Source organism: Brachybacterium sp. NPDC056505, assembly GCF_042794925.1.
GTDB lineage: Bacteria > Actinomycetota > Actinomycetes > Actinomycetales > Dermabacteraceae > Brachybacterium > Brachybacterium kimchii.
Genome location: NZ_JBHTSV010000003.1, coordinates 38,022 through 59,643, shown reverse-complemented (window position 1 = coordinate 59,643; position 21,622 = coordinate 38,022). Strand labels below are relative to the sequence as shown.

Sequence of the window (21,622 nt, the reverse complement as noted above, 5' to 3'; positions counted from 1 at the left end):
ATGTCGACGGACGGTGTCGACGGGCGGTGTCGATGGGCTGGGCCGACGGGCGGCGACCGTGAGGTGCGCAGAGAGTCCGCTCGATACACGAATGTATCGGTAGGATGCTACTCATGGAAGCTGGACATCCGGAAGTGGTCGACCCCGTGCCGGACCTCCTGGGGAACGTGCCCGCCGGGGACGAGACCCGCCGCAAGGAGAACACCCGGTCGCGGCTGGTGCGCGCCTCCGTGCAGGTGTTCGCGGAGAAGGGCCTGGACGGGGCGACGATCGACGACCTCGTGCGCGCCGCGGGATTCACGCGCGGGGCGTTCTACTCGAACTTCTCGAGCAAGGACGAGGTGTTCCGGGCGGCCTTCGCGCTCGCGACCCAGCAGGTGATCCAGATCATGCACGAGCGCGTGGACGAGGCGCGCGCCGCGCACGGCCCGCTCGGATCCGTGGTCCCCGGCGCCTCCTCCGGCGACGGGGCCGACGAGGGCGCGCGCACCGAGGAGGCCGCGCTCATGCTCGACCTGTTCGAGGCGATGCGCCCCTTCGGCCGGCAGTGGTGCCTGCTGCACACCGAGGCCGTCACCCACTCCCTGCGCTCCCAGGCCGATCGCGACGAGCTGGTCTCCCAGCGCCGCCTGCTGCGCTCGACGGTCGCCGGGGTCCTCGCCTCGACCGCCCCCGGCGTCGGCCCGCGCGAGGGGCTGGGCTTCGAGGACCTCGCCCAGCTGCTGATCGGCGTGTTCATCGACCTCATCACACGCGAGCAGCTCGAGGGCGAGGACGTCTCCGCCCTCGCATCGACGACGATCCTGGGCACGCTGCGCGCGTTCCTGCAGCCGGGCGAGGAGGGCATGGCGGGCGCTGTCTGCGCCGGGGGCGCCGACGGGGGAGAATGCCGGACGGCCGACTGATCCGTCGGCCCCGCACCGACCCCCGGAGGGACCGCATGAGCACCGCCCCGACCCCGCGCGCCGAGAGCGCGCAGACCCCGCAGCGCCCCGAGCGGTCTGGACGCCCGGCCGGCGTGGCCTACGCCGACCGGGGCTCCTCGCACTACGACATCCTCGCCATGATCATGTGCGCGGTGGTGATCCTCTCGGGCATCGGCGCCGCCAAGGGCGTCTTCTTCGGGACGATCCCGGGCATCGGCTTCGACATCATCACCGACGGCGGCTTCTTCCTCTTCCCCCTGGCGTACATCGTCGGGGACATCATCACGGAGCTCTACGGGGTGCGCGCGGCGCGGCGCGCGATCATCATGGGCTTCGTCGTGAACATCCTCGCCGCGATCTGCTACCAGGTGATCATCGCCCTGCCCCCGTTCCCCGACGACTACGGGCTGGCCAAGCAGGAGGCCATCGAGATGGCGCTCGGCCCGGTGTGGATCGTGGTCCTCGCGGGCCTCGTGGGCTTCGCCGCCGGGCAGAGCGTGAACTCCCTGATCATGAGCCGCATGAAGCGACGAGCGGGGGAGCGGGGTCTCATCGGCCGCCTGTTCTCCGCGAGCGGCGCCGGCGAGCTCGTGGACACCATCCTCTTCTGCACGATCGCGGCCGCCGCGATCGGCATCACGAGCGTGGGCGACTGGGCCGAGTACACGGTGCTGGGCTTCGTCTACAAGGTGGCCGTGCAGTACGCGGTCATCCCGATCACCGCCGCGGTCATCCGCTTCCTCAAGCGCGTGGACCCGACCTACCAGGCGGCGCTGGCAGCCGCCTCATGACCTCGGCCGACACCGCTCCCGTCCCGTCCGCCCCGTATCCGCAGGGCTCGCCCGGCTACCGCCGCGTGGTGGGCGCCGTGTTCCTCGCGGGCTTCGCGGTCTTCCTCGTCATGTACGACACGCAGGGCCTGCTGCCGCAGATCGGCGCGGGCTTCGGCGCGGGGGAGGCGGCGACCGGCTGGAGCGTCGCCGCGACGACGCTCGGCATGGCGCTCGGGATGATCCCGCTGAGCACCGTCGGCCTGCGCCGCGGGCTGTTCCACCGCATGCTCGTGTTCCTCGTCCTCTCCGGCGTGATCGGCCTGGCCTGCGCGCTCATGCCCTCGCTCTGGTCGCTGGTGGCGGCGCGGCTCCTGCAGGGCGTCGCCGTGTCCCTGGTGCCGGCGAGCGCGCTCGCCCTGATCGGCGAGAGGATCGCTCCCGAGGCCATCACCGCCGCGACCGGCATCTACCTCGCCGGCAACACCGTGGGCGGGCTCTGCTCGCGTCTGATCCCCGGCGCCGTCGCCGAGTTCGCGTCCTGGCGCTGGGCGATGGGCGTGATGGCCGTGCTGTGCCTCGCGTGCGGGCTGGGCGTCGCGCTGCTGCGTCCCCGCGGGGCGGCGGCGGGCGCGGGCTCGACGTCGGCCGGGTCGCGGGGGCGGCCGGCGACGGGGGAGCAGGCAGCAGGGGAGCAGGCGACGGGGGAGCGGGCCGTCGCCCGCACGCTCCGCGCCGCCCGGGAGTCGCTGTCGATCCCCGGGGTGCTCGCGGCGTGCGTGATCGGGGCCGCGCTGATGGCGGCGTTCAACAGCGCGTACACCGTCGTCGGCTTCCGGCTCCAGGGGCCCGAGCTCGGGCTGGGCCCCGCCGCGGCGAACGCCGTGTTCCTGCTCTACCTGCTCGGGACGCTCACCTCGGCCCGGGCCGGCGGGATCGTCGGCCGGATCGGGCTGGTGCCCGCCCTGCTGCTCACCGCGGTCGCGGTGGCCGCCGGCTACTGGATCGCCCTGCCCTCCCAGCTGCTGTGGGTCGTCGTCGGCCTCGGCCTGATGACGGCACTGTTCTTCCTCGGCCACTCGAGCGCCTCGGCGACGGTCGCCCGCCTCGCCCCGGCCTCGTCCCGCTCGACCGCGTCGGCCCTCTATCTCACCGCCTACTACGTGGGGGCGACGGCCGGATCGGCGCTGGGCTCCGTCGGCTACGAGCACAGCGGATGGCTCGCGGCGGCGGGGCTCGGGACCCTGTATGCGGCGATCGCAGCCCTCGCCGCGCTGCTCGGTGCTCGAGCGATGAGACGGCGCCGCACGGAGGGTGCGCGCGGGGAACGGCGCGACTAGGCTTCTCGGACACTCCCACGTGGGATGAGCGGTCGCAGACTCCTTCCCCTCCCCGTCTCCGCATGCCCTTCGAAAGGCCCTCCGTGTCCTCGCGCCCCGGCGACCCCGAATACACGTGCACCGCCACCGGCGGCCTGCCCACGCTCACCGGCGACGTGCCGACCATCACCGGCGCGGTCCCCACCATCACGTCCGGCATCCCCGTCCTCGAGGACGCGGCGGACCGCGAGCTCGCCCACCTGCCCAGCTCCGAGGAGCTCGCAGGGACACGCGGCCGCATCACCGCGCTCGTGATCCTCGTGCTCACCACGCTCAGCGCCATCGGCCCCCTCGCGACCGACATGTACATCCCCGCCTTCCCCGAGGTCACAGGCGACCTGGGGACGACGGCCTCGCGGATGCAGCTGACGATCACCGCCTTCTTCCTGGGCACCGCGAGCGGGCAGATCATCGCCGGGCCGCTCTCGGACCGCGTGGGGCGGCGGATCCCGCTGCTGCTCGGCATCTCCCTGTGCCTGGCGGCGTCGATCGTCTGCGCCCTCGCCCCGAACGTCGGGGTGCTGCTGGCCTTCCGCGTGCTCCAGGGCTTCGGCGGCGGCTTCGGCATGGTGCTCGGGCGCGCGGTGCTCATCGATCTCACCGACGGGCCGGAGCTGTTCCGGGTCATGAACATCATGCAGGGCGTGGGCGGCATCGCCCCGATCGTCGCGCCGCTTCTGGGCGGGATCATCCTGCTCTTCGGCCAGTGGCGCGAGGTGTTCTGGGTGATCGCCGCGATGTCGCTGCTCTCCCTGGTGGGGACGCTGCTGCTGATCCCGGAGTCGCTCCCGGTCTCGCGGCGCCACAGCGGAGGCCTGCGCACCTTCGCCCACAACTGCGCGATGCTGCTGCGGCGACGTCAGTTCGTCGCCTACATGCTCGTCAACGCGTTCTCGGCGTTCGCGCTCATGGCCTACGTGTCGGCGTCGTCCTTCGTCGTGCAGAACATGCTGGGCTTCTCCTCGTCCGCGTACTCGGTCAGCTTCGCGATCAACTCGATGGGGATGATGGCCATGTCCTTCCTCTCGGCGCGCCTGACCCGCAGCATCCATCCGCGCCCGCTGATCCGGATCGGCCTCTGCGTGGTCGTGTGCGCGTCGTTCGCCCTGCTCATCGGCAGCCTCTTCCTCGACACGCCCGCATGGATCGTGCTGCCGGCCTTCTTCCTCACCGTCGCTCCGCAGGGCATGATCTTCGGCAACGGCGGCGCGCTCGCCTCCCGCGCCGCCCTCGAGGTCGCCGGCACGGGCTCGGCGATGCTGGGGCTGGGCTTCTCGATCGCCGCCTCCCTCGCCGCGCCCCTCGTGGGACTGGGCGGCACCGAGTCCTCCCTGCCGATGGCGGTCGTCATGGTGATCGGCTCGCTGATCTCCGTGACGTGCTTCGTGATCGCGGGACGGGGGAGCGGGCGCGAGCAGACGAGCTGAGTCGCCGCTCGACCCAGGGACCGTGCGACGAAAGTCGCGGCCGGGCCCCGGCACCGGTCGCGATCGGCCGACGTCCCCTGGCCGAGAGGCGGATGCCGCAGGGGGCAGGGCGCCGCAAGGGTGGAGCCATGACCTCCTCCGATGCCCCGCAGACTCCTCCCTCGACGCACCGGACGCCCGGCCCGCCCGTCGGGTCGACCCCGCCCGCACCGCACGCGGAAGCCCGGGCGTCGGTGCTCCACGATCGGCCGTTCGGGGCGCATGTCCGCACGCGCTGGTGGGCGCCGATCGCCGTTCTGGTCGCGCTCATGGCGATCATGTTCTCCTCGCAGATCGCCGCCGGCATCCTCTGGCTGATCGCGACGATGGCCCTGCACGGGGCGGCGCCGGCGGGGAGCGGACTGTCCCCGTCCCTGATGCTGCTGACGAACCTCTGCCTCGCGCTGCTGATCCCCGTCTCGCTGCTCGCCCTGCGCTGGATCGCGGGCGTGCCGTGGCGGGCGGCCCTGGCCGTCGCGCGGCCCTTCTCCTGGGGCGGGCGCTGCGCGGCGTCGTGATCGTGCTGCTCGTGATGGCCCTCGCCCTGGGCGCCGCCCTGCTCGCGAGCCCCGACCTGCGCGCCGAGAGCGCCGTGCAGGTCGGCGCCTCGACCCTGCCGCTGGTGCTCATCACCCTGCTGACCACGCCGCTGCAGGCGGCCGGCGAGGAGATCATGTTCCGGGGGACGCTGCTCCCGCTGCTGGGCTCCTGGATCCGACATCGCCCGCTGGGGGCGATCATCCTGGGCACCGCGCTGTCGACCGTGCTGTTCGGCCTGGTCCACGGCGCCACCGATCCCTGGCTCGCGCTCTACTACACGGGCTTCGGGCTGTGCGGGGCGCTGCTGGCGATCGCCACGGGAGGCATCGAGGCCTCCATCGCCTTCCACGTGGGCAACAACATGGTGTTCATGCTCTTCGCAGCGCTCACGGTGGGCGACGGCGGGATCGTCATCGACCGCTCCGCGGCGGGCGGCGCCGGCGGGCCATGGGTGCTCGGGATGCTGGGGCTCGACCTCCTCGTGGTCGCGATCCTCGCGATGCTCGGGCGTCGTCGCACGCGGCGTGAACGGCGTGGACGGGCGGGCGAACAGCGCGCGACGGGCGCGTGACGGCGGCCCGGGATCGACGTCCCGAGGTTCCGGCGAATCCGGCGACACGGGCGCCGGGGGAGTGACCTGCGCCTCCAAGGCCGCTACGGTGACCGGGCGCGGCTCGCTCCGCAGTCGCGACTTCCCCCCACCTCAGGAGCATCCCCGTGACCCGCTATCTTCCCCGGCACGCGCGTGCCGCCGGCGCCACAGGCCCCTCCCGTCCCCTCCCGACCTCCGACTCCCGGCACCCCGCCTCCCGCCGCGCCCTGCTGCGCGGGGGAGCGGTCGGCGTCTCCGCGCTGACCGTCGGCGGACTCGCGACCGCACCGGCGCTCGCCGCCTCGATCCCCGCCGGCATCCCCGGCCAGGACGTCTCCACCTACCAGGGCAGCGTCGACTGGAAGGCGCAGATGTCCAAGGGCTCGCGCTACGCCTTCATCAAGGCGACCGAGGGCAACACCTGGCACTCGAGCACCTTCAGCCAGCAGTACAGCTCGGCGACGAAGGCCGGGATCATCCGCGGCGCCTACCACTTCGCGCGCCCCGACTCCGGTGGTCCGGAGAAGCAGGTCGACGCCTTCCTGAACGGCGGCGGCGGCTGGTCGGCCGACGGTCGGACGCTGCCCGGAATGCTCGATCTCGAGTCCGTCTCCGGCGTGCCCGCGAACTTCGGGCTCAGCCAGAAGGAGATGCAGACCTGGATCTCCGGCTTCATCTCGGCGTACAGGAGCGCCGTGGGCCGTCGGCCGATGATCTACACCAACGCCAACTGGTGGGACAAGTACGTCGGGGACTTCGCTCCCGCGCACACGCCCATGCAGATCGCGTACTACAGCTCGAAGAAGCCGACGAACCTGCCCGGACGCTGGTGGGACTGGGACATGTGGCAGTTCTCCGACTCCGCGCCCTTCGCGGGGGACTCGAGCGTCTTCCAGGGCTCGGAGAGCGCGTTCACCTCGTTCGTCTCCGACAAGGACTACGCGCCGCGCGGGATCTGACCGGAGATCACAGCTCCGGGCCCCCGAGGGGTGCCCGATCCTGATCCGCCCGGGCCGCCGTGAGGCTCAGCCCAGGCGGATCAGTGCGTGCAGGGGCGCATGGTCCGAGGGCGCGGGCCGCCCGGCGGGGACCGCGCCGATGCCGATCTTCTCCGCATGGACGTCCGGGGAGGCGAGCATCCAGTCGATGCGCTCGGCGCCCTCGACTGGAGGACCGTAGTCGGGGAAGGATCCCCACGCTGGCGTGACCCGACGGTCGGCGGCCTCCCAGAGGTCGACGAGCGGGCCGCGGGCGACGAGCGCCTGCCAGGCGGGGGAGAGCACGGGGGAGTTGAAGTCCCCCGTCACCAGGATCGGCAGCTCGGCGAGCTCCGGGCTCGTCACGAGACCCGCCAAGAGCCCCGCACTGCGCACGCGCGCATGCTCCACCTCGTGGTCGAAATGCGTGTTGACGTGCGCGAACACGGTTCCTGTGACAGCGTCGCGGAAGCGCGCCCAGGTGAGGATCCTGGTGACCTGGTTGCCCCATGTGCGCGAGCCGACGAGGCGCGGCGTGTCCGAGAGCCAGAGCTGGTCCCAGGCCTCGAGGTGCAGGCGCTCGGCATCGAAGAAGATCGCCGCGTGCTCTCCGGCGCTGCCGCCCTCGCGCCCGGTGCCGACCATCCGGTGGCCGGGCAGCGCGCGCTGGACGACGGGCAGCTGCGGGAAGGTCCCTTCCTGGATGCCCAGGAGCGTCGGCTGCTCGGTGCGCAGCAGTGCGTCCAGGAGCGGCGCGCGGTCCGGCCAGTGGTCGCTGTCGCCCGGACTCGTGCCGTCGGACGCCATGCGGATGTTGAAGGACATCAGGTGCAGGTGCTTCGGGTCGGCCGGGCCGAACAGCATGCGGAGTCTCCTCGTCGAGGTCAGCGGGTTCTGCAGTGGGTTCTGGTGCGCGGGCGTGAGGAAGAGCCTACGTGGCGAGCACTCCGTGCAACGCCGATAATGCACGTTATGTAAAGTAGAGCGGAAGAGCCGGGACGGGCCGCCGCTCAGTCGCCGTCGTACGCGGCGACCACCCCGCTGCCCTCTCCCCAGTCGGCGACGAGGCGGACCACGCCGTCGAGTCCGCCGATGCTCTGGGCGATCGTGAACGACGCGCCGTCGCCCTCGAGCTGTCCGAGGCGCGGCGCCTGCGCGCCCGCGTCGATCTCGAGCCGCAGCTCGACGGACTGACCGCGACGCTCCACGAGCCGGTCGCCGTCGTAGACGTCGAGCTCCGCCTGCTGCTGCTCGTCGCACAGCGCGCGCCAGAACGCGTCGAGCGCCACCTCGTCGTCGAGGGCGTCGTAGACGAAGCGCGTGCCGAGCACCGAGTGCTCCATGGTCGTGACGACCTCGACGGCGTCGGTGTCGTCGCGGCCGTCCTCGATCGGTGCGCTGCGATACGTCAGCGGCAGATGGAAGACCGTCTCCCCCGTGCGCACCAGATGACACTCGATACCCACCTGACCTGCAGGATCATCGAATCTATAGGCACCGAGGACCGTGAGGTCCCCGTCCTCGAGCCAGCCGCGGGAGGCCAGCAGGCCGCGCAGGATCTCGGGCTTCGAGGGCGTCAGCTGCGCCCTGTGGATGATCGCCATCTATACAGCCTCTTTCTGCAGATCTTTACTATACAGCGTGATTTCCTTGTCCCTCACGAAGCCGAGTCGCTCATAGAGCCGCGTCGCTCCGGTGAGGCTCTCGCCGTCGACCTCGAGCTGGACCTCGTCGAACTCCCCCGACGCCGCTGCGAGGCCCAGAGTGCGGGCGAGCACGGCGGTGCCGATCCCGCGCCCGCGGGCCTCGGGCCGGGTGCCGACCAGCGCGATGTAGAGGCGGCGGTCCTCCCACACATCGGTCATCACATAGGCGAGGACGCGGTCCGACCCGTCCACCGCGACCGAGGAGAACTCGGGGCGACGGGTCGAGGCGCTCCACAGGTGCGCCCAGCGCTCCGGGGACGACGGCGCCGATCCCCAGTGGTCGGCGAAGGCCGCGACATGCGCGGCGTGCACGGACTCGGAGTCCGCGTCACCGGGGGTGCGCAGTTCGATGCCCGCGATCGGCGGCGCGGGCGGCGCCTGCTCCCCCGGCAGCTCGCGGAGCATCTCCAGGAAGGAGCGCACGGGCGCGAAACCTCGGGCGGTCAGGAGCGGGCGCACGTCCGCGCCCTCGAGCCCTCCGCCCACGTGCATGTGACCGGCTCGGCCCGGGTGCTCCGACGCCGCCAGGCGCTCGGCGATCTCCTGCTGGGCATCGAGGATCCGGCCGCCGATCCCCCGGCGCCGGCGGGAAGGATGCACCCCTCCCGGCAGACGGCACCTCGCACGTCCCTCGCGATCGGGCTGCGCCGCGACGTCGACGCAGCCGTAGCCGACCAGTCGGTCGCCTTCGCGCACGGCGATCGACTCGCGGGCCAGATCCGTGCCCGGAGTCTCGAGGAACTCGCGCGTCGACTCGAGGGAGATGATCTCGCCGGTGTCGTCGGCCTCGCCGATGTCGTTCATCAGCGAGCACAGCTGCTCGGCGTCGTCGGGGCGCAGCGTGTCCCAGGTGAGGTGTGCGGGCCGGGAGGTCGCGGTCATGGATTCCTTCCGTTCTCGGAGTCGAGGATCCGCCGGAGCCGCGCGTGCTCCTCGGGGCCGATCTCGCCGAGTGCGAGGAGATGCCATGGCGTGATCGCGCCCACGGTGCGACTCCTCTCCCCCGGGTCGACGCCCGCTGCGGACGCCTCGCCCAGCCTATCGGCGCGCGGTGAGCGGCGACACGTCGAGGAGCTGTGCGAGGCGGGTGATCCGCGGGGCGGAGCCCGCCGGCAGATGGATTCCCGGGGTCTCGAGGAGGACGGCGGGGACGCCGGCGGCGCGGGCGGCCTCGACGTCCGCGCTCCGGTCCCCCACCGCGAGCACCTGTGCGGGATCCAGGCGGTGGCGCGCGATGAGCGCCTGCAGCATCTGCGGGTCGGGCTTGCGGGTGAAGGCGTCGGGCGCGCACACGAGGTCCTCGACCTCGAGCCCCGCCGCGTCCAGGAGCATGCGTGCGCTGACCGCGTCGCGATGCGTGGCCACCAGGTCCGCTCCCCCAGCCTCCCGCACGGCATCCATGACCTCACGGGCACCGGGCATCGCGGGCGCGGGATGCTCGCGCCAGCGCTCTTTCACCTGGTCGTACGCCTCCTGGAGCTCATGGCGCGGCACGCCGTGGCGGGCGCTCAGCTCGTCGATCGCGCGGGCGCTCGAGATCCGCGTCAGCCGCGCGACCTCGGCGATCCGCCGAGGCGCGGTGCCCGGCGGCTCGTCGCCGAAGACCGCGCGGGCCAGCGCCCGGTCCACGTCCGGGTAGGTGTCCAGGAGCGTCCCGCCGAGGTCCCAGATGATGCTCGCCCCGTCGCCGTCGCCGTCGCCGTCGCCGTCGCCGTCGCCGTCCCGATCCCGCATGCCCCGATGCTCCCACGCGCGTGGTCGGCTCAGGCGCTGCGCTTGAGGCTCCCCTTGAGGTCGGGGACGTCCGAGAGCAGTCTCTTGGTGTAGTCGCCGTGGGGGTCGAAGATGACCTCCTCGGTGGTGCCGCGCTCGACCACTCGCCCGTGCTCCATCACCGCGACGCGGTCCGCGAGGTAGCAGGCCTGGCCGATGTCGTGGGTGATGAACAGGACGGTGAGGCCCAGGTCGTGCTTGAGGTCGTGGAGCACGTTCAGGACGTTCACCCGCAGGGTCGCGTCCAGCATGCTCGTCGCCTCGTCGGCGAGCAGCACCGTCGGCTTCATCATCAGCGCGCGGGCGATCATCACGCGCTGGCGCTGGCCGCCGGAGAGCTGGTGCGGGAACTTCCCCATCGCCTCGTCGGGCGTGAGGTCGACGTAGCCCAGGCACTGCTCGATGAGGTCGTCGGCCTCGTCCTTGGGGACCTCCGTCAGGTGCAGGCTGCGCCGCAGCAGCGAGCCGACGGTGAAGAACTGGTTGAAGGAGGCGAAGGGATCCTGGAACACGGCCTGCACCTCCCGCCAGTACCCGCGCAGCTGACGACCGTGCAGTCGCGTGACGTCCTGATCGCGGAAGGTGATGCTGCCCGAGGTGACGGGCATCAGCCGCAGCAGCATGCGGGCGAGCGTCGACTTGCCCGACCCTGACTCCCCCACCACCGCGAGCACGCTGCCGGCGGGGAACTGCAGGGAGACGTCGTCGACCGCGACGACCTTGCCGCCCGCCACGCTGAACTCCTTCGTGACGTTCTGGCAGGCCAGCACGGCCTCCCCCGTCACCACGCTGTGGCTGAACATGTCATCGGTCCGGTCGCCGGTCGCCTCGGCCGTCGTGATCTGCTCCATGGCGCTCACGCCTCTCGCTCAGGGGTCGGGGCCGGCACCGCGGACGGCGTCGTGCCGCGCGCCCGGGCCTGGCCGCGCTGCCGGGTCTCCTCGGTGGGGTCGAGCACCGAGGAGAGCAGCTTCTTGGTGTAGGGGTGCTGCGGGTCGTGGACGAGCTGCTCCGTCGGCCCGGTCTCGACGATCCGGCCGGCGTTCATGATCGCGAGCCTGTCCGAGACCTGGGAGAGCACCGGGAGGTCGTGCGTCACGAAGACGACGCCGGACATGATTCCCTCCTCGACCATCGCGAGCAGCATCTCCACGAGCATGCGCTGGCTGGAGACGTCGAGCGCGGAGGTCGGCTCGTCGGCGATCAGCAGGCGCGGGTTCAGCAGGGTCGAGATCACGGTGATCACGCGCTGCTTCATGCCGCCGGAGAGCTGATGGGCGTAGGAGTCGAGCACCCGCACGGGCAGCTCGAGCATCTTCAGCCTGTCGCGGGCGAGGTCGAGCGCCTGCTCCTTGGTGACTGAGTGGTCGTGCGCGCGCATCACGTCGTGCACGAGGGAGCGGATCCTGACCGTCGGGCTGATGGCGTTCATCGCGCCCTGCGGGAGCATCGAGACGGTGCCGCCGCGGTAGGGGCGCTGGCGCTTGACGTCGGCCGCGCCGTGGACGGTGGTGAGGTCGATGTCCTGACCGTCGATCTCGAGCCGCCCGCCGAGGACGTACAGCGGCGGGGTCGCGATCATCGCGAGCGAGTTGCCGAGCGTCGTCTTCCCGCAGCCGGACTCGCCCGCGAGGCCCAGGATCTGCCCCTCCCCCAGCTCGAGGGAGACGGCGTCCACGGCGGTGAAGTCCTTCTCGCCGCCGCCGTAGACGGCGGTGACGTCGACGGCGCGGGCGAGCATCCCCTCGCGGCGGGAGGGCGTCTCGGGGGCCGGTGCGGCGAGGCTCATGCCACGCCTCCTTCCTGGATGCCGCGGCCGGCGGCCGGGACGGCTTCGCTCTCGGGATCCTGTGCGTCGTCCCCGTCCTGCTCGCTGCGCGAGGCGGCGAGCGCACGGGCGTCCTCGGCACGGCGGGCGGCGGACTGCTTCATCTGCCGGCGCTTGCCGCGCCGCAGGCGCGGGTTGAAGACCTCGTCGAGGCTGGCCTGCAGCAGCAGGAAGCCGAAGGACACGAGGGTGAGGATGATGGTCGGCGGCAGGAACGCCCACCAGGCGCCGCTCGCGACGGCCTGGAAGGCGAGCGCCCAGTGCAGCTGAGTGCCCAGGGAGTTCGCGCCCGACGGGCCGAGCCCCAGCATCGACAGCGCCGCCTCGGCGAGGATCGCGCCGGAGACCTGCAGCACGAAGGCCATCACCGTGTACGACAGGATGTAGGGCAGCACATCCCGCAGCAGGATCGAGGGCAGTCGCGAGCCGGAGAGCCGGGCGACGTCGATGTGCTCACGGGTCGCGACGCTGCTGGCCTGCGCGCGCACGGCGCGCGCCGTCCAGGGCCACGCGGTGATGCCGATGACGATCGCGAGCGACCAGATGGTGCTCTGGGGCAGCGAGATCGAGATCAGGATCAGCACGATGATCGAGGGGATCGCGAGCACCACGTTGGTGACGCCCATCAGGAGCTCCTCGAGCCAGCCGCCCACGAAGCCGGAGACCAGCCCGACGGCCACGCCGATCGTGGTCGCGACGATGCCGGCCACGAGCCCGATGATCAGCGAGGTGCGGGTGCCGGCCATGAGCACGGAGACCACGTCGTGACCGAAGTTGTCGGTGCCGAAGAGCAGCCCGTCGCCGGGCGGGTCGTAGAGGGACCCGACCTTCTCGCCCGGGCCCGTCGGGTAGACCCAGCCGGCCATGCCCAGGACCACCACGAAGGCGACGAGGACCAGTGCGACCCAGAACCGGGTGGAGAGGTTGATGCTGCGGAACGGGTTGGACCGCGGTGCGGCCTTCTCGTCGGTGAGGGGAGCGTTCGGAGCGGACATGTCACTTCTCCCCTGTGGCCGCCGCGCGGATGCGCGGGTCGACGATGCCGTAGACGATCTCGACGCAGAAGTTCGCCACCAGCACGGCGACCGTGATGATCAGGGTGATCGCCTGGATCACCGGGTAGTCGTTGTTGGAGATGGCCGTGAACAGCAGCGTCCCGACGCCCGGGTAGTTGAACACCAGCTCGGTGATCAGGGCGCCGCCCACGAGCGTGCCGATCGACAGGGCGAGGCCCGTGATCTGCGGGAGCATCGCGTTGCGGAAGATGTACTGGGTGATCTTGTTGTCGCCGATGCCCATCGCACGGGCGTAGTTCACGTAGTCCCCGCCCAGCTCGTAGATCGCCATCGAGCGCATGCCCACCGCCTGCCCGCCGATGAAGACGACGACGAGCGAGAGGAACGGCAGCCAGTAGTAGCTGAGCGCGTCCATGAGGAATGACGGACTGAGCGAGGGCGTCTCGCCGAGCGAGTACGCGCCGCCCACGGGGAACACGCCCGCGACCACGGCGAGGCCGTAGAGCAGCAGGATCGACAGGCAGTAGTAGGGCATGGCCGAGAGGAACAGCGAGGAGGTGAACACGCTGCGGTCCCAGTTGCCGCCGCGGAACGCCGCGACGGCACCGACCAGGTTGCCCAGCAGCCAGCCGATGATGATCGCGGGCAGCTGCACGGCGATCGACCAGGGCAGGGCGTCGCCGATGAGCGTGTTCACCGAGGTCGGGTACGAGCCGAAGGACGTGCCCAGATCACCCGTGAACACCTTGCCGAGGTAGGTGAGGAACTGCTGCCACAGGGGCTGGTCCAGACCGAACTCGGTGACGAAGCTGTCGTAGATCTGCTTCTGCTGATCACCTGTGATGGAGCCGCCGCGGGTGAGGTTGGAGACGATGACGTCGACGGGGTTGCCCGGGACGAGCCGGGGCAGCAGGAAGTTCAGGGACACTGCTGCCACCAGCGCGACCAGGTACCACATCGTCTTGCGTGCGATGTAGCGTCCGAGCTTCACGGCGGTGCCTCAGCCGCCGATCTTCTGGATCTTGAAGATCCACTGGTTGCCGGCGCCGCGGAACATCGGCGGCGCGTAGTCGTTCTTCTCGGTGGGCCAGTTCGACCAGTTGCTCGCGTTGAACTCGAAGAACTCGTCGGGCCGGTACATGAGCGGGAACGCCGGGACCTCTTTGCGGAAGAGGTCGTCGAGGGCCGTCAGCGCCTTCTTCTTGGAGTCGTCGTCCGCGGCTGCGGCGGCGGCCTCGAGCAGGTCGTTGACCTCGTCGTTCTCCCAGCGGCCGTAGTTGCGGTAGGCGGTCTTCCCGAGCGCGACCATCTCGACGTTGCTCATCACGTCGCTGAACCGCTGCCAGGGCGTCGCCGGATTCGAGCCCGCCACGGACCAGCAGGCGAGGTCGAAGTCGCCGTTCTGGATGGAGGTCGTCACCTGCGCTTGCTGCGGGAAGTTCGTGGCCGCGGAGATGCCGACGGCCGTGAAGCTCTTGGCCACGATCTCGAGGGCCGCGTTCCAGTCGGTCCATCCCTGCGGGGTGATGAGCTTCCAGGGGCCCAGCTTCACGCCGTCCTTGGCAAAGATGCCGTCCGACCCCTTTGCGTAGCCGGCGTCGGTGAGGATCTGCTCGGCCTTCTTCGGGTCGTAGCTCCAGCCGTCGGACTTCGCCTTGTCCTTGTCCAGCCACTGGTCCTCGGCGCCGCCGGGGACGATGAGCGAGGCCAGCACGTCCGCCGAGTATCCCGACATGGCGGTCTCGGCGATCGACGCGTAATCGACGGCATGGGCCATCGCGCGGCGCACCTCGGGGTCCTTGAGACCGTCCTTGGTGGTGTTGATGACGAACATCGGCATCGACCCGGGCACGAAGTAGGGCTCCTCCTGGAGGTAGGTGCCCACGGGCTTGCCGGAGTCCCACATCTTCGAGATCTGCGGGATGAACTGCTGCATCACGTCGAGCTCGCCGTTCTGGAACTTCAGGTTGCCGTCCTCGTTGGACTTGAAGATCGGGTGGATGACCTTCGTGGGCGCGGGCAGGCCGCCGTAGAAGTCCTTGCCCCAGTACTTCTCGTTGCGGGCCAGGATGATCTGGGTCTGGTCGGCCTTCTCGAGGGTGTACGGACCGGTGCCCATGCACTCCTTGGTCTCCCAGGAGGCGAGCTTGTTGCCGGTCTCCTTCGCGGCCTTCTCGAAGACGGCCTTGGGCACGACGAACTGCTGGGCGAGGGTCGCCAGCACCATGCCCACGTTCTTGCGGTCCTTGTTGATCGCGATGCTGATCGTGCTGCCGTCGGCGGTCACCTCGTCGACCTCGACCCAGAAGGAGGCGACGCCCAGGCTCTCGTCGATCTTGCCGAGCTCGAAGGTGTACAGCACGTCGTCCGTCGTGAACTCGGTGCCGTCGTGCCAGGTGATGCCGTCCTGGAGGGTGAGGGTGATCGAGGACGTGCCGTCGACCTCGTACTTCGCGGCCAGGCCGGGCAGCAGATCACCGGAGACGATGTCGTAGCGCAGCAGGGTCTCGTAGACGTACTGGGCCACGTTGTTCGAGGCGGGCCATGCGGGCGCCGCGGCGAAGGTGTTGAAGTTCGTGGGCGGGCTCCACTGGAAGCCGGCGATGAACAGCTGGTCCGCGGCGTCGCCGCTGCGGCCCTTGCCGGCCATGCCGTTGTTGCCGACGCCGACGAGGTCGTCGGACGCGCCGGCTCCTCCCCCGCTCTTGCCGCCGCAGGCGGCCAGGGCGAGGACGCCGCCGGCCGCGCCGGAGGCGGCGAGGAAGCCGCGACGGGTGGAGCCGGAAAGGGTGCGCTGGGATGAATCGAGGTGGGACATGGTGACCGTGGCCTCTCAAGGATCGGCCCCGCCGTTGGAGCCGCGGATCCGCCTTGATCCGATGGCTCCAGAATCTAGGCTGTGCCGTCGGTCACCGCACCGAATCCGGGGTCACGAACTAATAACGATCGCAACCGGTTTCCGTGACCTGCGCGACTGTGCGCGTTCCGCCGCTCGCGAGCGCACGGGCGCTCAGCGGATCCGCTCAGCTGCTTCCGCGCTCGACGACCGCTCCCGGATCCGCGACCACGACGCCCGCCGGGCCCTGCTCGGCGAGCTCGACGAGCAGGCGCGCGAGCTGCCTGCCGTTCTCGCCCACGTCCCTCCCGAGGGCGGTGAGCGGCGGATCGGTGACCGTGCACAGGATCGAGTCCTCGAGCGCGGTGACCGCGAGATCGCGCGGCACGGCGAGGTCGGCCCCGCGGAGCTGGGCGAGCAGCTGCGCGGCCAGCAGCTCGTTGTCCACGATGACGGCGCGGCAGCCCTCGTCCTCGTGCAGGGCGAGGATCTCGCGGCCCCAGCGCGCGACGGACGCGCGCCGATAGTCCGAGGTGAGCACGCTCGCCCCGATCCCCCGGGCCTCGCAGATCTCCTCGAAGGCGCGACGGCGGCGGGCCACGTGCAGGAACTCCGGCGGTCCCGCGATGTAGGCGATGCGCTCATGGCCGCCCCCGGCGCGGGAGGCGAGGTGCTCGAGCATCGTGCGCATCCGCTCCTCCTCGTCCACGAGCAGCATGGCGATGCCCGCCCCCAGGTCCTCGCAGGCCATCGCGGCGGTCGGCACTCCCGCGGCGGCGACGATCGGGATCCGGGGGTCGTCCACGCGCGCGTCCATGAGCACGATCCCGTCCACCCGCCGCTCGGCCGCCCAGCGCTCGAGCAGCACCGCCTCGGCGCCCACGTCGGGCACGATCTGCATGAGCAGCGCCCGGTCGCTGTGGGAGAGCTCCTCCTCCATCCCGGCGACGAACGCCATGAAGAAGTTCTCCGCGCCCACGGTCTCGCTCGAGCGCGCGATCGCGAGCCCGAACACCCCGGTCGCCGAGCGCGAGAGCGCCCGCGCGGCGTACGACGGCTTCCACCCGAGATCCTCCGCGGCGGCGACCACGCGCTCCCGGGTGGCCGCGGACACCCCCGACCGGCCGTTGAGCGCCTTGGAGGCCGTCCCCTTGGAGACTCCCGCCTCCCGCGCCACATCGCTCAGCGTCGAGCTCATCGAGATCGCCTCCTCCCCATCCCCTCGTCCGCGGCGCCGAGAGGGCACCGCTCGGGGGTTACCGTATGCGCTCGCGTGCCGCGAGGGGCCCCGATCGGTCGCGAGACCGGGGCCCCGGCCACCGGGGCACGACCGACGGGGGCAGCGGCGGTGCCCCGGTCGGCCGGGCCTCGCCCCGCACGGAGCGCTCCGTATCGTTCACGGGGTGCGCCGCTACCTGATCCCCGCCTCCGCCCTCGTCGGCGGACTGCAGCTCGCCCTGCTGAACCCCGTGATCGCGCTGCTGCTCTCCGCGCTGTTCGGCGCGGACCCCGGACAGGTGGGCCTCGTGCTCGCGATCATGAACGCGAGCGGCTTCCTCGCCGCGCTCGTGATCCCCGCCTGGGCGGACCGCCGGCGCGACTACGCGGGCCCGATGATCCTGTGCGCGGCGCTCACGCTCGCCACCGTGCTCAGCCTCGCCGCCACCACGAGCCTCACCGTGGCGGGCATCGTGCTCGTGGTGCTCGCCGGACCCGCCGGCGTGTGGTCGGGGATGCTCTTCGCGCTGCAGCGCTCCGAGGGGTCGAGCTCCGAGCAGGTGGTGCGCACCCGCGCCGTGTTCTCGGTGGCATGGGTCGCCGGTCCGCCGCTCGCGACGGGTGTGATGACGGGCTTCGGCGATCGGGCCGTGCTGCTGCTGATCGCCGCCGTCGCCCTCGGGTCGCTCGCCCTCAGCGTCGCGATCCGGCGGAGCGTGCTGCGCGCGGCCGCCCGCACGGATCCGGCGGAGGGCGAGGACGCGAGGGGACGGGCCGACGGCACGGGGACCGGCCGCGCGCACGGGCGGGCCGGCGATGCCGACGACGGGGCCGCAGCGCCACGGAGGCCGGCCCGCCGACTCGAGCTGGTCGTCGTGGTGCTCGCGATCACCGCGCTGCAGGCGGGCAACGCCGGTTCCGTCACGGCGATGCCGCTGCTGGTCACCGAGCACCTGCGCCTCGCCACGGTCTGGGCCGGCGTCGCGCTCGGGGTCTGCGCCGCGCTCGAGGCGCCCGCGCTCCTGCTGCTGGGCCGGCTCACCCGCACGATCCGGCCGACGACCCTCCTGGCCGCCGGCGCCCTTCTCGCCGCGCTCTACTACGCGCTCGTGCCGCTGATGGCCTCCCCCGCGGCGCTCGTGGCGCTGCAGATCCCCAATGCGCTGGGGATCGCGGCGCTCACCGGCGTCGGACTCGCGTGGATGCAGGAGGCGATCGACCGGCCCGGCCTCGCCTCCGGCGTCTACCTCAACTCGCGTCGCGCGGGCGCGATCCTCACCGGTCCCCTGCTCGCCCTGGCCGCGCTCGGCGCGAGCGGGTACGGCCTGACGTTCTGGGCCTTCGCACTGCTCGCGGCGCTCGCCGCGCTCGCGATCAGGCTCGTGGGCGGCCGCGAGGAGGCGCCGTCGGCCCGATGACTCCCGTCTCACACCCTGCGCGCTCCGGGACCGGAATACGGGATCCGCCGACGACGTTGACCTGGACATCCGCATCGACCGCGCCGGCACCGACCGAGCGGCAGGACCAGGAGGCGCACCATGGACCCGACAGCACTGTTCAGCTACGAACGCCATGTCGACTCGCGCGCGCTGCGCGGCCGCACGCTCGTGGTCACCCTCGGCGCCTTCGGCGACGCCGGCCACGCCCAGCGGCTGGTCGACGACCACCTGCTGAACACCCTGGAGAACAGGGTCGTCGGCCGCCTCGACATGGACCAGGTCCACGACTACACGGGCCGCCGCCCCTCGATCACGCTCGAGCGCGACGAGTTCGCCGAGTACGACAAGCCGGAGATCCTGCTGCACGAGGTCACCGACCCCAGCGGCGAGACCTTCTTCCTGCTCACCGGGCCCGAGCCGTCGTTCCAGTGGGAGCGGGTAGCCTCCTCCCTGCGGATCGTCGTCGAGCAGCTCGGCGTCGAGCGCACCCTGGTGGCCCAGAGCTTCCCCGCGCCCGTGCCCCATACCCGCGCCCTGCAGGTCAGCCGCTTCGCCGGTGACCGCGCCGACATCACCCGCCCGCACCCCGTGCCCGCGACCTTCCGCCTGCGCGCCCCGTTCACGGCGCTGCTGACGATGCGTCTGCACGAGGCGGGGCACACGGTGGTCGGGATCGCCGTGCAGGTCCCCCAGTACCTGCACGAGCTCGAGTACCCCGATGCCGCGATCTCCCTGCTGCGCGCCGTCGGCGAGGAGGGCGGGCCGCTGCTGCCGGCCGGCGCCCTCGAGCCGATGGCCGAGAGCGTGCGCGAGTCGATCGCCCAGCAGGTCGAGGCCTCCCCGCAGCTCCAGGAGATGGTCTCCTCCCTCGAGGAGAACGTGGACCGCATGGGGATCTCTGGAGCGCTCGACGACACCGACGTCCCCGACGCCGAGGAGATCGCCGCCGAGGTCGAGAAGTTCCTGCAGGGGCTCGACGGCGCCGCCGACGAGGGCCCCGCGGACGGCGACCCCGGGCACGACGCGCCCGAGGCCTGAGAGACCGCGTCGCGGGCGGTCGTTGTGGCAGGCCCTTCGACCTCGTAGGCTGGTGACGCGGCGCACAGGAAACCGGTTGCTGCCGCGTCACCGCACCGCGTCGAAGGAGCCCCGTGCAGATCTCCGTCCAGCTCTACAGCGTGCGCGAGGCCCTCGCCGCCGATCCGGGCGGGACGCTCGCCCGTCTCCGCGACCTGGGCCTGACCCGCGTCGAGCCCTTCGGCCTCGTCGAGCACGCGGACATGCTGCGGGAGCACCTCGGGGCCCTCGGCCTCAGCGCGCCCACGACGCACGCCGACGTCCTCGGCGCCGAGGACCAGCGGGCGCTGTTCGCGACCGCCGCCGAGCTCGGCGTCGGCACCGTCATCCAGCCGCACCGCGATCCCGCGCTGTGGACGCAGGAGGCCGACATCCGGCGCACGGCCGAGCTGCTCGACGCCGCCGCCGAGGTCGGGCGCTCCGAGGGCGTGGCCGTCGGCTATCACAACCACGGCTTCGAGGCCGAACCCGTCTTCGCGGGCCGCACGGGCCTCGAGGTCCTCGACGAGGCGCTCGGCGCGGACGTCGTCCTCGAGGTCGACACCTACTGGGCGGCCGTCGGCGGATCGGATCCCGTCGCGCTGCTCGCCGCGCTCGGCGACCGCGTGCGCGCCGTCCATCTCAAGGACGGCCCGCGCGACGGGTGCAAGGACGCCCAGCAGCCGCTGGGCGGCGGCGAGATCGACGTCGACGCGATCATCGCCGCCTCGCAGGAGGCCGGGCACCTGGGCGTCATCGAGTTCGACGACTATGCGGGCGACATCTTCGAGGGCATCGCCGCCTCGCTCGCGCATCTGGACGAGGGGCGCTGAGCCTCCCCGCAGCCCTCGCAGGACCCGCAGCAGCTTCAGCACCCACAGCACCCACAGGCCCCACCACCCATCAGCACGGCCGACCGGCCGGCAGAACCGAGGAGAGAACGAGCATGAGCGGAACCGGACGCGTCGGAGTCGGGATCATCGGAGCGGGCACCATCTCCGCCCAGTACCTCGAGCACCTGGGGTCCTTCCCCGACCTGGACGTGCGGGCGATCGGGGACATCGTCCCCGAGGCCGCCGCGCAGCGCGCCGAGGAGTTCGGCGTCCCCGCCTTCGGCGGACCCGAGGTCGTCCTGGACGATCCGGAGATCGAGATCGTCGTGAACCTGACGATCCCCGCCGCCCACTTCGAGGTCTCCGAGCAGATCCTCGCCGCCGGCAAGCACGTGTGGAGCGAGAAGCCCCTGACCACCGACCGGGAGAGCGCCGCCGCACTGCTCGCGAGCGCGAAGGAGAAGGGGCTGCGCGTGGGCGGCGCGCCGGACACGGTGCTCGGCGCCGGCATCCAGTCGACCCTGCGGCAGATCGGCGACGGCGCGATCGGCGAGCCCCGCTTCGGCCTCGCCCTGTTCCGCGTGCCCGGCCCCGAGTCCTGGCACCCGAACCCCGCCTTCCTCTTCGCCCTCGGTGCGGGCCCGCTGTTCGACATCGGCCCCTACTACCTCACCTCGCTCGTGCTCGCCCAGGGCCCCGTCGCCTCGGTGACGGCCGTCGGCACGCAGGCCGTCACCGCCCGCACCATCGGCTCCGGCCCGAAGGCCGGCCAGGACTTCCCCGTCGAGGTCCCCACCCAGGTCAGCGCCCTGCTCTCCTTCGAGAACGGCACCACCGCGACCGTCATGCTCACCTTCGACTCCGGCGCCGCCTACCCGGCCGAGCTCGACCTCACGGGCTCGCTCGGGACGATCGCCGCTCCCGACCCGAACGTCTTCGACGGCGCGAGCATGCTCTCGCTGCGCGAGGAGGCGGGCGCGGGCGGCGACACCTGGAAGCCGCGGCCCGAGAGCGGCCCGGCCACCGGGCGGGGGCTCGGCACCCTCGAGATGGCGCGCGCGATCCGCGCGGGCGTCCCCCACCGCCTCACCGGCGAGCTCGCCGCGCACGTGCTGGACGTGATGGTGTCGATCGACGAGGCCGTGGCGACGGCGCAGCCCGTCGCCGTCGCCTCCACGACCCTCGTCCCCGACCCGCTGCCCGCCGACTTCGACCCGAGCGCGTCGACGCTCTGAGCAGCCCCGGGAATGGCACTGCAGGGCCCTGC

The 21,622-nt window shown here is 71.8% G+C and carries 21 protein-coding genes; 11 read left to right on the top strand and 10 right to left on the bottom strand.

The genetic code is table 11. The features are described from left to right. The first annotated feature begins 113 nt into the window (after positions 1-113). From ACFQ53_RS03215 to ACFQ53_RS03185, 7 genes are all read left to right on the top strand, one after another. Positions 114-905, top strand: coding sequence for a TetR/AcrR family transcriptional regulator (locus tag ACFQ53_RS03215; RefSeq protein ID WP_377855237.1), 792 nt, complete (start codon positions 114-116; stop codon positions 903-905). Positions 906-940: 35 nt separating this feature from the next. Beyond that, positions 941-1,717: a queuosine precursor transporter gene (locus ACFQ53_RS03210; protein WP_377855235.1), complete on the top strand. Its 777-nt coding sequence runs from the start codon at positions 941-943 to the stop codon at positions 1,715-1,717. After that, the gene (locus ACFQ53_RS03205; protein WP_377855232.1) at positions 1,714-3,036 is read left to right on the top strand and encodes an MFS transporter; all 1,323 of its coding nucleotides are present in this window, start codon (positions 1,714-1,716) and stop codon (positions 3,034-3,036) included. Before ACFQ53_RS03210 ends, ACFQ53_RS03205 begins: the two co-directional genes overlap by 4 nt. An 83-nt stretch (positions 3,037-3,119) precedes the next feature. Beyond that, the gene (locus ACFQ53_RS03200; protein ID WP_377855228.1) at positions 3,120-4,502 is read left to right on the top strand and encodes a multidrug effflux MFS transporter; all 1,383 of its coding nucleotides are present in this window, start codon (positions 3,120-3,122) and stop codon (positions 4,500-4,502) included. A gap of 128 nt (positions 4,503-4,630) precedes the next feature. Further along, a complete protein-coding gene (locus ACFQ53_RS03195) occupies positions 4,631-5,059 on the top strand; it encodes a hypothetical protein (protein ID WP_377855225.1) in 429 nt (142 codons plus the stop codon). Continuing rightward, on the top strand, positions 4,996-5,652 hold the full coding sequence (locus ACFQ53_RS03190; protein WP_377855222.1) for a CPBP family intramembrane glutamic endopeptidase: 657 nt from the start codon (positions 4,996-4,998) through the stop codon (positions 5,650-5,652). Before ACFQ53_RS03195 ends, ACFQ53_RS03190 begins: the two co-directional genes overlap by 64 nt. Positions 5,653-5,798: 146 nt before the next feature. Further along, positions 5,799-6,632, top strand: a complete 834-nt coding sequence (locus tag ACFQ53_RS03185) for a GH25 family lysozyme (protein ID WP_249480204.1) — start codon at positions 5,799-5,801, stop codon at positions 6,630-6,632. Positions 6,633-6,698: 66 nt separating this feature from the next. Here ACFQ53_RS03185 and ACFQ53_RS03180 read toward each other — a convergent pair whose 3' ends face one another. The 10 genes from ACFQ53_RS03180 to ACFQ53_RS03135 form a co-directional block, all read right to left on the bottom strand. Further along, entirely contained in the window at positions 6,699-7,514 is an 816-nt protein-coding gene (locus ACFQ53_RS03180) for an endonuclease/exonuclease/phosphatase family protein (protein ID WP_377855218.1), read from the bottom strand. Positions 7,515-7,660: 146 nt separating this feature from the next. Then, a complete protein-coding gene (locus ACFQ53_RS03175; protein ID WP_377855216.1) occupies positions 7,661-8,254 on the bottom strand; it encodes a hypothetical protein in 594 nt (197 codons plus the stop codon). Further along, on the bottom strand, positions 8,255-9,238 hold the full coding sequence (locus ACFQ53_RS03170; protein ID WP_377855213.1) for a GNAT family N-acetyltransferase: 984 nt from the start codon (positions 9,236-9,238) through the stop codon (positions 8,255-8,257). It lies immediately after the preceding gene. A 156-nt stretch (positions 9,239-9,394) separates the two neighbouring features. After that, a complete protein-coding gene (locus ACFQ53_RS03165) occupies positions 9,395-10,090 on the bottom strand; it encodes an HAD-IA family hydrolase (protein WP_377855210.1) in 696 nt (231 codons plus the stop codon). Positions 10,091-10,119: 29 nt separating this feature from the next. Further along, positions 10,120-10,980, bottom strand: a complete 861-nt coding sequence (locus ACFQ53_RS03160) for an ABC transporter ATP-binding protein (protein ID WP_377855207.1) — start codon at positions 10,978-10,980, stop codon at positions 10,120-10,122. Between the two features lie 5 nt (positions 10,981-10,985). Continuing rightward, entirely contained in the window at positions 10,986-11,918 is a 933-nt protein-coding gene (locus ACFQ53_RS03155) for an ABC transporter ATP-binding protein (RefSeq protein ID WP_377855204.1), read from the bottom strand. Further along, positions 11,915-12,952, bottom strand: a complete 1,038-nt coding sequence (locus ACFQ53_RS03150) for an ABC transporter permease (protein WP_249480211.1) — start codon at positions 12,950-12,952, stop codon at positions 11,915-11,917. The genes ACFQ53_RS03155 and ACFQ53_RS03150 overlap by 4 nt, the downstream gene beginning before the upstream one ends. 1 nt (position 12,953) lies before the next feature. Further along, positions 12,954-13,964, bottom strand: a complete 1,011-nt coding sequence (locus ACFQ53_RS03145; RefSeq protein WP_249480212.1) for an ABC transporter permease — start codon at positions 13,962-13,964, stop codon at positions 12,954-12,956. A 9-nt stretch (positions 13,965-13,973) separates the two neighbouring features. Further along, on the bottom strand, positions 13,974-15,791 hold the full coding sequence (locus ACFQ53_RS03140; protein WP_377855200.1) for an ABC transporter substrate-binding protein: 1,818 nt from the start codon (positions 15,789-15,791) through the stop codon (positions 13,974-13,976). A 205-nt stretch (positions 15,792-15,996) separates the two neighbouring features. Next, the gene (locus ACFQ53_RS03135; protein ID WP_377855197.1) at positions 15,997-17,007 is read right to left on the bottom strand and encodes a LacI family DNA-binding transcriptional regulator; all 1,011 of its coding nucleotides are present in this window, start codon (positions 17,005-17,007) and stop codon (positions 15,997-15,999) included. 205 nt (positions 17,008-17,212) lie between these two features. Here ACFQ53_RS03135 and ACFQ53_RS03130 point away from each other — a divergent pair, with 205 nt between their 5' ends. From ACFQ53_RS03130 to ACFQ53_RS03115, 4 genes are all read left to right on the top strand, one after another. Then, a complete protein-coding gene (locus ACFQ53_RS03130; protein WP_377855194.1) occupies positions 17,213-18,445 on the top strand; it encodes an MFS transporter in 1,233 nt (410 codons plus the stop codon). A gap of 120 nt (positions 18,446-18,565) precedes the next feature. Beyond that, positions 18,566-19,504 carry a PAC2 family protein gene (locus tag ACFQ53_RS03125; RefSeq protein WP_377855191.1) on the top strand — a complete coding sequence of 313 codons (939 nt, stop codon included), beginning with the start codon at positions 18,566-18,568 and terminating at the stop codon, positions 19,502-19,504. A gap of 113 nt (positions 19,505-19,617) precedes the next feature. Next, the gene (locus ACFQ53_RS03120; protein WP_377855188.1) at positions 19,618-20,355 is read left to right on the top strand and encodes a sugar phosphate isomerase/epimerase family protein; all 738 of its coding nucleotides are present in this window, start codon (positions 19,618-19,620) and stop codon (positions 20,353-20,355) included. Between the two features lie 113 nt (positions 20,356-20,468). Next, on the top strand, positions 20,469-21,590 hold the full coding sequence (locus tag ACFQ53_RS03115; protein ID WP_377855185.1) for a Gfo/Idh/MocA family protein: 1,122 nt from the start codon (positions 20,469-20,471) through the stop codon (positions 21,588-21,590). The last annotated feature ends 32 nt before the right edge of the window (positions 21,591-21,622 follow it).

Excerpts from the sequence above, each read along its gene's own strand:
- ACFQ53_RS03205 (WP_377855232.1), top strand. The coding sequence starts at position 1,714 with ATGACCTCGGCCGACACCGCTCCCGTCCCGTCCGCCCCGTATCCGCAG.
- ACFQ53_RS03140 (WP_377855200.1), bottom strand. The coding sequence starts at position 15,791 with ATGTCCCACCTCGATTCATCCCAGCGCACCCTTTCCGGCTCCACCCGT.
- ACFQ53_RS03165 (WP_377855210.1), bottom strand. The coding sequence starts at position 10,090 with ATGCGGGATCGGGACGGCGACGGCGACGGCGACGGCGACGGCGACGGC.
- ACFQ53_RS03125 (WP_377855191.1), top strand. The coding sequence starts at position 18,566 with ATGGACCCGACAGCACTGTTCAGCTACGAACGCCATGTCGACTCGCGC.
- ACFQ53_RS03215 (WP_377855237.1), top strand. The coding sequence starts at position 114 with ATGGAAGCTGGACATCCGGAAGTGGTCGACCCCGTGCCGGACCTCCTG.
- ACFQ53_RS03135 (WP_377855197.1), bottom strand. The coding sequence starts at position 17,007 with ATGAGCTCGACGCTGAGCGATGTGGCGCGGGAGGCGGGAGTCTCCAAG.
- ACFQ53_RS03195 (WP_377855225.1), top strand. The coding sequence starts at position 4,631 with ATGACCTCCTCCGATGCCCCGCAGACTCCTCCCTCGACGCACCGGACG.
- ACFQ53_RS03170 (WP_377855213.1), bottom strand. The coding sequence starts at position 9,238 with ATGACCGCGACCTCCCGGCCCGCACACCTCACCTGGGACACGCTGCGC.
- ACFQ53_RS03115 (WP_377855185.1), top strand. The coding sequence starts at position 20,469 with ATGAGCGGAACCGGACGCGTCGGAGTCGGGATCATCGGAGCGGGCACC.
- ACFQ53_RS03210 (WP_377855235.1), top strand. The coding sequence starts at position 941 with ATGAGCACCGCCCCGACCCCGCGCGCCGAGAGCGCGCAGACCCCGCAG.
- ACFQ53_RS03175 (WP_377855216.1), bottom strand. The coding sequence starts at position 8,254 with ATGGCGATCATCCACAGGGCGCAGCTGACGCCCTCGAAGCCCGAGATC.
- ACFQ53_RS03180 (WP_377855218.1), bottom strand. The coding sequence starts at position 7,514 with ATGCTGTTCGGCCCGGCCGACCCGAAGCACCTGCACCTGATGTCCTTC.
- ACFQ53_RS03160 (WP_377855207.1), bottom strand. The coding sequence starts at position 10,980 with ATGGAGCAGATCACGACGGCCGAGGCGACCGGCGACCGGACCGATGAC.
- ACFQ53_RS03155 (WP_377855204.1), bottom strand. The coding sequence starts at position 11,918 with ATGAGCCTCGCCGCACCGGCCCCCGAGACGCCCTCCCGCCGCGAGGGG.
- ACFQ53_RS03150 (WP_249480211.1), bottom strand. The coding sequence starts at position 12,952 with ATGTCCGCTCCGAACGCTCCCCTCACCGACGAGAAGGCCGCACCGCGG.